The sequence below is a fragment of the Pleomorphomonas koreensis DSM 23070 genome (assembly GCF_000425185.1).
Lineage (GTDB): Bacteria > Pseudomonadota > Alphaproteobacteria > Rhizobiales > Pleomorphomonadaceae > Pleomorphomonas > Pleomorphomonas koreensis.
The window spans coordinates 34311-44660 of record NZ_AULH01000025.1; the positions used below are offsets into that span (position 1 = coordinate 34311).

Annotated in this window: 9 protein-coding genes and 1 pseudogene; 3 read left to right on the forward strand and 7 right to left on the reverse strand. The window is 67.0% G+C overall.

Annotated features, from left to right (window positions below; all coding sequences use genetic code 11):
* Positions 1–31: 31 nt before the first annotated feature.
* The 7 genes and pseudogenes from H512_RS24790 to H512_RS24800 all read right to left on the reverse strand — a co-directional run bounded on the left by H512_RS24790 (position 32) and on the right by H512_RS24800 (position 8780).
* Entirely contained in the window at positions 32–2794 is a 2763-nt protein-coding gene (locus H512_RS24790; protein WP_036792550.1) for a molybdopterin-dependent aldehyde oxidoreductase, read from the reverse strand.
* A gap of 39 nt (positions 2795–2833) precedes the next feature.
* Positions 2834–3685 carry an XdhC family protein gene (locus H512_RS0118240; protein ID WP_026784671.1) on the reverse strand — a complete coding sequence of 284 codons (852 nt, stop codon included), beginning with the start codon at positions 3683–3685 and terminating at the stop codon, positions 2834–2836.
* Between the two features lie 168 nt (positions 3686–3853).
* Complete coding sequence (locus H512_RS0118245; RefSeq protein WP_026784672.1) at positions 3854–5029, reverse strand: FprA family A-type flavoprotein; 1176 nt, start codon at positions 5027–5029, stop codon at positions 3854–3856.
* Between the two features lie 31 nt (positions 5030–5060).
* Positions 5061–6104, reverse strand: a complete 1044-nt coding sequence (locus tag H512_RS0118250) for a methyltransferase domain-containing protein (RefSeq protein WP_026784673.1) — start codon at positions 6102–6104, stop codon at positions 5061–5063.
* 95 nt (positions 6105–6199) lie between these two features.
* Complete coding sequence (locus H512_RS24795) at positions 6200–6994, reverse strand: metal ABC transporter permease (RefSeq protein ID WP_053240030.1); 795 nt, start codon at positions 6992–6994, stop codon at positions 6200–6202.
* A gap of 35 nt (positions 6995–7029) precedes the next feature.
* On the reverse strand, positions 7030–7896 hold the full coding sequence (locus tag H512_RS0118260; protein ID WP_026784674.1) for a manganese/iron ABC transporter ATP-binding protein: 867 nt from the start codon (positions 7894–7896) through the stop codon (positions 7030–7032).
* Positions 7893–8780: pseudogene (locus H512_RS24800) on the reverse strand (metal ABC transporter substrate-binding protein). Before H512_RS24800 ends, H512_RS0118260 begins: the two are co-directional and overlap by 4 nt.
* A 473-nt stretch (positions 8781–9253) precedes the next feature.
* On the opposite strand from H512_RS24800, the gene H512_RS27120 reads away from it, so the two are divergent.
* From H512_RS27120 to H512_RS0118275, 3 genes are all read left to right on the forward strand, one after another.
* Positions 9254–9466 carry a hypothetical protein gene (locus H512_RS27120; RefSeq protein ID WP_156899561.1) on the forward strand — a complete coding sequence of 71 codons (213 nt, stop codon included), beginning with the start codon at positions 9254–9256 and terminating at the stop codon, positions 9464–9466.
* Positions 9438–10076, forward strand: a complete 639-nt coding sequence (locus H512_RS25995) for an autoinducer binding domain-containing protein (RefSeq protein WP_053240031.1) — start codon at positions 9438–9440, stop codon at positions 10074–10076. The genes H512_RS27120 and H512_RS25995 overlap by 29 nt, the downstream gene beginning before the upstream one ends.
* A 38-nt stretch (positions 10077–10114) precedes the next feature.
* Positions 10115–10350 (forward strand): transposase (locus H512_RS0118275; protein WP_026784675.1); only part of this gene is annotated, 236 nt, incomplete at its 3' end.

Below are 10350 nucleotides of genomic sequence, written 5' to 3' on the forward strand. Positions count from 1 at the left end.
GGAGGGGGCTAGCCTCCCCGGTTGTCAGGCCTCAGCTATGCTGCAGTTCGGCCGCGGCGGCCGTGCCAGCCTTCGCCTCCAGCCCCATGCGGATCACCTCCGGCAGGGCGGGCACGCGGAACACCCGCACGCCGCAGGCGTTGTAGACGGCGTTGAGGATGGCCGGATGCGGCGCGGTGAGCGGCGCCTCGCCGACGCCGGCCGCCCCGAACGGCCCCAGTTCGCGCGGCGTTTCGAGATAGAGGATCTCGATGTCGTCCGGCACGTCGCGCGGATAGGGGATGCCGCAGTCCTTGAGGGTGGTGTGCAGCTCCAGGTCCTCGAAGTCCTCGGTGAGGGCAAGGCCGATGCCCTGGGCGAGGCCGCCGTAGATCTGGCCGTCCACCGTCGCCTTGTTGATGATGGTGCCGACGTCGACCGACGTCGTGAACTTCACCACCCTGGTCTCGCCGGTTTCCAGCTCGACCTCGACCTCCGGCATGAACACCTCGTACATGTAGACCGGGAACGGGTTGCCTTGGGCGGTGTCGGGCGAGCAGTCGGTGCAGGCCGCCGCCACCCACTTGCCGTTGTAGGCGAGCGGGATATTGCCGTCGACCATCTCCTGGTAGGTCCGGTAGCTGCCGTCCGGCTTCTTCATGGCGGCGAGCATCATCTCGGCGGAGACGCGGATGGCGTTGCCGGAGAAGACGTTGGAGCGGCTGCCGCCGGCCGGGCCGCTGTTCGGGCCGAAGGTGTCGGCCATCACCAGCCTGATGTCCTCCGGCCTGGCGCCGGCGGCGCGCAGCACCTCGTGGGCCATGGTCCTCGCGCCGAGGTCGGCGCCCTGGCCGTGGTCCTCCCAGCCCGAATGCACGACGAAGCCGGTCGGCGTCATCTCGACGCGGGCTTCCGAGCTGTCGGGGCCGTCGAGGCCGCAGCCGTAGATGCCGAGCGACAGGCCGACGCCGCGCTTGCGCTCGGTGTTGGCGGCGTTGAAGTCGGCGCAGCGCTGCTTCGCCTCCTGGTACTTGGGACGCAGCATGTCGAACAGCTGCGGCAGCACCAGCACCTCCGGCTTCTGGCCGGTCGGCGTGGTCGAGGTCTCGTTGTAGAGGTTCTTGTAGCGGAACTCGAACGGGTCCTCGCCCATCTTCTCGGCCAGCATGTCGATGGCGATTTCCGAGGCGAGGAAGGACTGCGGCGAGCCGTAGGCGCGGAAAGCCGAGCCCCAGGCATGGTTGGTCGCCACCGTCCGGCCGTGGCCGCGGATGTTTTCGAGATGGTAGCCGGCGCCGGTGAACTGGGCCTGGCGCAAGGTCACGAGATCGCCGAATTCCGAATAGGGGCCGTGATCGAGCCACCAGTCGGTTTCCATGGCGGTGAGCTTGCCGGTCTTGTCGCAGGCGAGGCGGATGTTGATGTTGGCCGGGCTGCGTTTCCCCGTGTAGGTGATGTTCTGGTACTGGTCGTAGACCAGCGATACCGGCTTCCTGGTCACCAGCGCGGCGACGCCGAGCAGCGCCTCCATGGTCGGCGAGAACTTGTAGCCGAAGGTGCCGCCGGCCGGGTTCTGGATCAGCCGGAGCTTTTCGGGCGGGATGCCGAGGCCGGGGCAGATCATGGCGTGGTGGAGATGCACGCCGATCGACTTCGACAGGATGGTCAGCACGCCGTCGTCGTCGACGAAGGCCTCGCCGCAGTCCGGCTCGAGGTGCAGGTGCGGCTGGCGCGAGCAGTAGGTGGTGATGTCGACGACAGCGGCGGCGCTGGCCATCAGCGGCGCGGTGTCGGCGCCCTTGACGACGCCCTGCTCGTAATAGGCGTTGGGCACGCCGGGATGGATCTCCATGGCATCGGGGGCCAGCGCCGCGAAGCCGGACATGTAGGCCGGCAGCACGTCCAGCTCGACCTTGACCTTCCTGGCGGCGGCGCGGGCATGCTCGTCGGTATCGGCGGCGATGATGGCGATGGCGTCGCCGAACTGGAAGATCTTCTCCTTGCAGAGGATCGGCCGGTCCCAGCCGTCGCCCTTGTTGGTCGGGAAGGTGATCAGGCCGGTGATGGCGTTCTTGCCGCCGACGTCCTTCCAGGTGATGACCTTCTCGACGCCCGGCATCGCCTCGGCTTCCGAGGTGTCGATGCCCTTGATCAGCGCGTGGCTGACTTCGGCCTGCACCAGCGCGAGGCGCAGCGTGCCCTCGGGCATCTTCAGCGCCACGTCGGCGCCGAAGTCCCAGGCGCCGGTCACCTTGGCGACGGCCGACGGACGGATGTATTCGGTGCCGAGGATCGAGCCGTCGTCCTTGGGCTTTGGCATGATGTCGTGGACGGTCTTGTCGCCGCGCATGACGGCGGCGGCGTCCATCACCGCGTCGATCAGCGGCTTGTAGCCGGTGCAGCGGCAGAGGTTGCGGTTGCGATGGAACCAGGCGCGCACCTCCTCGCGGGTCGGGCTGAGGGTCCTGTCGAGCAGTGCCTTGGCCGACATGATGAAACCGGGCGTGCAGACGCCGCACTGGGCGCCGCCGCGCGCCATCCAGGCGATCTGCAGCGGGTGCAGGTTGTCGGGCGTGCCGATGCCTTCGATGGTGGTGATCTTCGCGTCGGCGGCGAGCTTTTCCAGCGGCGTCACGCAGGCGCGCACCGGCTTGCCGTCGATCACCACGGTGCAGGAGCCGCACTGGCCGTCCTCGCAGCAGACCTTGCAGCCGGTCATCATCATCTGCTCGCGCAGCACGTCGGCGAGCGACCGCCTGGGATCGGCGACGACCCAGCGCTGGACGCCATTCACGTTGAGGGAAATGCGTTTCATGTCTTCCTCCTGGAATTGTACCGTTTCCTCACGCCACGCTCAGCCGGCGGCCGCCCGGAGCGCCGCCTCCTTTGGTTGTTCGCCCTCGCCCATGATGCGGGTGAGCGGCCGGACTCTCACGGCGGCGCCCCTGATGTGGGCGATCATTTCGGCGGTCACCGCGACGGCGATCTCCTCCGGCCCCTCCGCCCCGATATCGAGGCCGACCGGCGCGCGGACGCGGGCGAAGGCTTCGGCGTCGAAGCCCATCGCGGTGAGGTTCTTGCAGACGGTCAGCACCTTGCGCCTGGAGCCGATCATGCCGATGTAGCCGGCCGGCGTGCCGAGCGCCCAGGCGAGCGCCTCCTGATCGAGGGCATGGCCGCGCATGGCGATGAACACCAGCGACGACGCATTGGGCGAAAGCGGCGCCGTCGCCTCGCTGAGCGGGCCGGCATGGGTGGAAACGGCGGCCGGGAAGCGCTCGGGGTTGGCGAACTCCGGCCGGTCGTCGATCACCACGGTTTCGAGGCCCAGCGTCCGGCAGAGCTGCTCGGTGACGAAGCCGACATGGCCGCCGCCGAAGATGTAGACCGTGCGGTTGGGCATGATCGCCTCGATATGGAACTGCAGATGGCCGCCGCAGATCATGCCGAGATCGAGCGTCGGGTTCTCGTGCAGGTCGATGGCCAGCATCTGCGACTGGCCGGTGGCGATCACCTCGCGCGCCACCATGATCGCCCGACCCTCGGCGGCGCCGCCGCCGACGGTGCCGGCGATCGAGCCGTCGGCGCGCACCAGCATCCGGGCGGCGGTCGCCGAGGGCGTCGAGCCGGACTGGGTGATGATGGAAACCAGCGCCGACGGCCGGCCGGCATCACGCTCGCGGACGATTTCCTTGAAGATATCCATGCTCTCCTCCGGCGCTGCCGGAAGGCGTGCCCGCGGCCTCTCCTCCTCGGGGGCATGGGGTTGAGCCTTCCACGCCTGCCACGATCGGCCTCAACCGGCACCAATTCTGTCCGATGGAGGACTCAATCGCAGAAAAAGCCTGTCGCCCGGGTGACAGCCGTCCCGGCGTCACCCTGCGGCGTGCGCCGCGGCGATGTCGTCGGCCAGCCGGTCGAGATCGGCGAAGGCGGCCTCGCGCGGCAGGCCCTTGACCATCACCGGCTCGAAGAAGCGGGCGCCGAGCTTCGGCAGCATGTCCCTGACGATCTCCGGCAGGTTGCCCTCCCAGCCGAAGGAGCCGACGACGGCGGCGTATTTCGCCTTGGGATTGAGAACGTTGGCGAGCAGCGCCGCGTAGGCGACGTCCGGATGCGGCCCCGACAGCACGGTCGGCGAGGCGAAGACAATCGTCGAGGCATCGACGAGGCTCATTGCGTAGTCGCCGGTGTCGAGGCCGACGACGTTGATCGGCCGGACGCCGAGCCCCCGCTCGATCAGGCGGTCGGTGAGGTAGGCGACCATCCGCGCGGTGCTCTCGTACATCGACACGTAGGGAATGACCACGTAGGGCTTCGGCTCGTCGGCCGTCCAGGCGCGGTAGAGATCGAGGATGAACGATGGCCTGGCGTAGACCGGTCCGTGGCTGGGGGCGATGAAGTCGAGATCGAGCGCGCCGACCTTGTCCACCGCCTCCCTGGAGAAGCCGCGGTAGGGCATCATGATCTCGGCATAGTAGCGCTTGGCGGCCGTCTCGACCCGCGCCTCGTCGTCGGCGAACGCCTCGGTGGTGGCAAGATGGGCGCCGAGGAAGTCGCAGGTGAAGGCGATCTTCGCTTCCGGAACGCAGGTGGTCATGGTGTCCGGCCAGTGCACCCAGGGCGTCATCAGGAATTGCAGCGTCCGGCCGCCGAGCGGCAGGCTGTGTCCTTCGCCGACGGTGATGAAGGCGTCGCGCGCCACCGGCAGCGTGTCCATGATGAACCGCTTGCACTTGGCGTTGGTCACCACCCTGGCGTCGGGAAACAGCTCGAGGACGGCCGGGATCGATCCCGAATGGTCCTGTTCGGCGTGGTTGGCGACGATGTAGTCGATGCGCCTGACGCCGGCCCTCCGGAGCGCCGCGATGAATTCGTCGGTCTTCGGCGGATAGACGGTGTCGATCAGCGCCGTCTTGTCGCTGCCGGTCACCAGATAGGCGTTGTAGGTGGTGCCCTCGGGCAGCGGCACCAGTTCGTCGAACAGTTCGCGGTCCCAGTCGATCGCCCTGAAACAGTCGATGCCGTCGGTCACCTTGAAGGGAATCATTTGAAGTGCCTCCTCGCTGGGGGGCGGCCGCTCAGCAGCAGCAACCGCCGGCGTCCGTCGTCGCCGGCGCCGCGCCCGAGCAATCGAAGGTGCCGAAATGGGTGGAGCGGTTGCCGTCGACGCGGAAATGCCGGCCGAAGCGGCCGGCGCCGACCAGCGCCGCCGTGTTGCCGCAGACCAGCATCGGCTTGCCGGTGATGAAGGTGTGGTGGTCGTCGAGCAGGAAGGCGTTGGGGGCGTCGGGCAGGCTGCCGAGATAGGTCGCCACCTGGCCGTAGTCCTCGCAGGCGTCCTCGAGGCCGCCGACCTTGAGGGCGCGCACCTTCATCGACCAGAAGACGGTCGGACCGACCAGCAGCTCGGCATAGGGATGGCCGATGGCGACTTTCTGCCGCCTGAGGATGCGGTAGTCGGGCCAGCCGACATCGCGCATCAGCCGGCGGAAGTCCTCGACGTAGAGCGCGCCGCCCAGGCACTCGCCGATCAAGAGCGGATCGGCCGCCACGTCGGGCGGCAGGCGGCGGCTGGCGAACACATCGGAAAACAGCAACTCGCCGCCCGGCTTCAGCACGCGGTGGATCTCCGAGAACACCCGGTGCTTGTCGATGGAGAGGTTGAGGGCGCAGTTGGAGATCACCACGTCGATCGAGGCGTCGGCGATGCCGAGCGCCGCGAGGTCTTCAAAGCGGCCTTCCACGAAGCTGACGTTGGAGGCGGTGTGGCCGAAGACGCGTGCCTGCCCGGCCTGGTGGGCCCTGCCGACGGCAAGTTGCTCGGGCGTCATGTCGACGCCGATCACCCGGCCGGCCTCGCCGACCAGCGCCGAGACGAGGAACACGTCGCGCCCGGTGCCGCAGCCGAGGTCGAGCACCGTCAGTCCCTCGACGTCGTCGGGGATCGGCGAGCCGCAGCCGTAGAAACGGCTCGACACCTCGGGGTGGATGCTGTCGAGGATCGCCCGCTGCCGGGCGGGCAGCGCCTCGCTGGAGCAGCAGGCGCCGGTCTTGAGGGCGGACTGTCCGGCCAGCTGGTTGCCGTAGTAGTCGCGGATGATTTCGCTCGTCCGGTCCGACATCTCCACCCTCCCAAGCCTTTGTCAGGAGAGTGCGGCGCCGGGGCGGGGCGGTCTGTCGCGCATTGGACAGAACGAGAAATAAGCCGTGACGACGGTCAGGCCGTTGCTTCCGCCTTCGCCGTCCGCCGCACCGCCAGAACGAAGGCGACGACGAAGGCGAGGGCCATCAGGAGGACGATGGTCGGGGCCGGCGCGCTGTCGAGGAAGAAGGACAGGTAGACGCCCGAGAACGAGGTCGCCACGGCGATGGCCATGGCGACCGCAAGCATGCTGCTGAAGCGCCGGCTGACCAGGAAGGCGATGGCACCCGGCGCGATCAGCATGGCGACCGACAGGATGATGCCGGCCGCCTGCAAGGCGCCGACGATGGTCAGCGAGATCAGGGCGAGCAGGCCGTAGTGCATCAGGCCGACCGGCAGCCCGCAGGCCCTTGCCTGGGCGGGATCGAAAGCGTGCAGCAGCAGGTCCTTCCACTTGAGGCCGATGATGCCGGCGGTCAGCGCGGCGATGGCGCCGGTCAGCGCGATGTCCTGGCCGGAGACGCCGAGCATGTCGCCGAACAGGATGTGGTCGAGATGCACCTCGGACCGGATCTTGACGTAGAGGACGAGGCCGAGGCCGAACATGCCGGAGAACACCACGCCCATCACCGTGTCCTGCTTGATGCGGCTGTTGTCCCTGAGGAAGCCGGTGGCGAGCGCCGAGGCCATGCCGGCCGCGAAAGCGCCGACCGCATGGGGCAGGCCGGCGATATAGGCGATGACGACGCCGGGAAAGACGGCGTGCGACAGCGCGTCGCCGATCAGCGACCAGCCCTTCAGCATCAGGTAGCAGGACAGGAAGGCGCAGACGCCGCCGACCAGCGCCGACACCCACATGGCATTGACCATGTAGCCTTAGGAGAAGGGTTCGAGGAGCGCCGCCATCAGACCCGCCTTTCCGCCGGAGGCAGGCGCGTCGCCTTGCCGCCACGCAGCACCAGCGCCCGTTCGTCGTCGGTGACGACGCCGAGCGTCTGCGCGTCGCCGTTCGGCGGCCCGCTGAGGACGAAATGCCGGAGCGCGCCGCCGAAGGCGATTTCGAGGTTTTCCTGGGTGAAGACCTCGGCGGTCGGACCGTGGGCCAGCACCGTGCCCTTGACCAGCACCGTGCGGTCGCAGAACTCCGGCACGCTGCCGAGGTCGTGGGTGGAGACCAGCATCAGCCGGCCCTCGTCGCGCAGATCCCTCAGCAGGTCGACGATGGCCGCCTCGGTCTTGAGATCGACGCCGGTAAACGGCTCGTCGAGCAGGATGACGCGGCTGTCCTGGGCGAGCGCCCGCGCCGGGAACACCCGCTTGCGCTGGCCGCCGGACAATTCGCCGATCTGGCGCCGGCGGAAGTCGGCCATGCCGACGCGGACGAGCGCCGCCGTCACCGCCTCGCGGTCGGCCGGACGCGGGATGCGCAGGAAGCCCATGCGGCCGTAGCGGCCCATCATCACCACGTCGTCGACCAGAACGGGGAAGTTCCAGTCGACCTCCTCGCTCTGCGGCACGTAGGCGACGAGGTTGCGCCTGAGCGCCTCGGAAGACAGCAGGCCGAACACGGTGATGCCGCCGCGGGCCAGCCGGACGAAGCCCATGATCGCCTTGAACAGCGTCGACTTGCCCGAGCCGTTGACGCCGACCAGCGCGGTGATCGATCCGGCCGGCACCTCGAAGCTGGCGTCGCGCATGGCGGTGTGGCCGTTGCGGTAGCTCACCGTCGCCCGTTCGACCTGGATTCCCTGAGCCGGGGCGGGCAGCGTCATTGCCCGGCTCCCGCCGCCAGGCCCTTGGCGATCGTTGCCGAGGTGACCGTCAGGAGGTCGAGATAGGTCGGCACCGGGCCGTCGGCCTCGCTCAGCGAATCGACGTAGAGGACGCCGCCGTAGCGGGCGCCGGTCTCGCGCGCCACCTGCTCGGCCGGCTTGGACGAGACCGTGCTTTTGGAGAAGACGACGCCGACGCCGTGCTCGCGCACCGCGTCGATCACCTTGCGCACCTGCTGCGGCGTGCCCTGGCTGTCGGCGTTGATCGGCCAGAGATAGAGTTCCCTGAGGCCGAAATCGCGCGCCAGATAGGAAAAGGCGCCCTCGCTGGTCACCAGTCAGCGCTGGCCGGGGGGAACGGCGTCGAGGTCCGCCTTGATCGGACCGACGGCGGCGGCGATCTTCGCCTTGTAGGCTTCGGCGTTGGACCGGTAGGTCGCGGCGTTAGCCGGGTCGTATTTGGCCAGGGCGTCGCGGATGTTATCGACGTAGATCAGCGCCGAGGTCGGCGACATCCAGGCATGCGGGTTGGGCTTGCCGGCGTAGGGACCTTCGGCGATGCCGATCGGCTCGACGCCGTCCGACACCACGACGCCCGGCACATCCCGGAGGTTGGCGAAGAACTTCTCGAACCAGCGCTCGAGATCGAGGCCGTTCCAGAGGATGAGCCGGGCATCCTGCGCCCGGCGAATATCGCCGGGCGTCGGCTGGTAGTCGTGGATCTCCGCTCCCGGCTTGGTGATCGACTCGACGACGGCGGCGTCGCCGGCGACGTTGCGGGCGATGTCGGCGATCACCGTGAAGGTGGTCACGGCCTTGAACTTCTCCGCCGCCATGGCTGGTCCGGCCAGAAGCGCCGAGGCCAGGACGGCCACAAACCACATGGGCTGCTTGCGGATCGCCAGGGGACGCATGGAGGGTTCCTCCCGTAGTGAAGTCGCAAATATGTAGCCTCGGCGTCATATGAGAATGTGAGGCATTTGCAAATATAATTTGTAGACGGTTTACCTCGGCCGACTGCCGGCCGGTGGTCTGGCAAAATGCACGGGCGTCGCGGGCGGCATCCGACACCGTTGCCGCGACGCTGTCGGTGACGCTGCCGGCGGTACGGTCTCAACCGGCTACCTACCGCCATCGGGCGCCCGCACGGCCGCTAATGCCCTGAAATTGAATGAAAACGTCGCTTCCTGCATTCGATCATACTGGAAATATGCGCCTTTCAGTTGTATGGAATACGCCATTCCTGAGCCTGGTTAGCAAGTTCTGGCTATGCCCTTTTGGCCAGTCGTTTGGGACGTATGGCATAGCGGCATCAGGTGGCGCAGCATTCATGCAGACAAATGCATGGAGAGTATAAATGCGCTTGAACACCCCCAACCCCGACTCTACAGACTATGTCGTTGGCGTCCTTCAGTTCTGCGAATGGGCGCTGAGTGCGCAGCAGCCTGACCTGGCAAACATGATCGGCTATGCCGCAATTGAGTTGAGGAAGCGCCGCGGCATCGACGCACGTTCGATGCGGGAAAGCCTGGAAAGCACGAATGTTATCAGATCCGGATCGGCTCGGTAGTCTCATCGACAAGATCGGAGATGTCAGAGCAGGGCGGTTTTCCGCCGAACCGTTGCACGCAATAGCCGAGAGCTATGGGTTCTCCCAGGTTGCTTATCTCGGACTGCACCTGCCACAGCTGACCAGAGAGGGGCCCTTTGTCTACGTGACCTACCCGGAAAGCTGGGTAGATCACTACAAGGAGCTGGATTTCGTAACGACGGACCCTGTGGTGGCATCGACGGCCAACGCGTTGCTGCCGGTGAACTGGGACAGCCTGGAAGTCCGTCACCCCAAGGCCCGTCAAATGTTCGGCGAAGCGCGGGAGTTCGGCATCGGCGCCCGCGGCCTGACGATGACGATCCGCGGCACGCACGGCGAACGTGCGCTGCTGTCCCTCACCTCCGATCTTCCTGCCGCCGAATGGCAGGACTTCTGTCGTGAGAACGTCGGAGACTTTCAGATACTTGCCTATCACATTCACAAGATGGTTCTTGCCGCCCATGGCATAAGCCCGGCTGCTCCACATCTTTCAGCAAGAGAATTTGAAGTTCTGAAGTGGGCGTCGGCGGGATCGTGTCCCAGGGCGTGGTGTAGCAGGGTAGCGGTGGTCACCAGTGTTTTCCGGTAGGGTCGGGTTGTTCAAGACCAACCTGAAGGACACCACCGATGACCGACGACATGATGAACCTGCGCTCACTCGTTGAGAAGAGCGCCGACGCCGATTTGCTGCGCGAGATGATCGGCTTTGCTGCCGAGAAGTTGATGATGCTGGAGGTCGGCACGAAGACCGGCGCGGGCTATGGCGAGAAGAATGGCTTCCGACTAGCCCAGCGCAACGGCTATCGCGACCGGGACTGGGAGACACGTGCTGGCACAGTCGAGCTTCGTATCCCGAAGCTGCG

Coding starts and splice junctions, on each gene's coding strand:
- H512_RS27120 (WP_156899561.1), top strand. CDS start 9,254: ATGCGCTTGAACACCCCCAACCCCGACTCTACAGACTATGTCGTTGGC.
- H512_RS25995 (WP_053240031.1), top strand. CDS start 9,438: ATGTTATCAGATCCGGATCGGCTCGGTAGTCTCATCGACAAGATCGGA.
- H512_RS0118250 (WP_026784673.1), bottom strand. CDS start 6,104: ATGTCGGACCGGACGAGCGAAATCATCCGCGACTACTACGGCAACCAG.
- H512_RS24790 (WP_036792550.1), bottom strand. CDS start 2,794: ATGAAACGCATTTCCCTCAACGTGAATGGCGTCCAGCGCTGGGTCGTC.
- H512_RS0118260 (WP_026784674.1), bottom strand. CDS start 7,896: ATGACGCTGCCCGCCCCGGCTCAGGGAATCCAGGTCGAACGGGCGACG.
- H512_RS0118245 (WP_026784672.1), bottom strand. CDS start 5,029: ATGATTCCCTTCAAGGTGACCGACGGCATCGACTGTTTCAGGGCGATC.
- H512_RS24795 (WP_053240030.1), bottom strand. CDS start 6,994: ATGGTCAATGCCATGTGGGTGTCGGCGCTGGTCGGCGGCGTCTGCGCC.
- H512_RS0118240 (WP_026784671.1), bottom strand. CDS start 3,685: ATGGATATCTTCAAGGAAATCGTCCGCGAGCGTGATGCCGGCCGGCCG.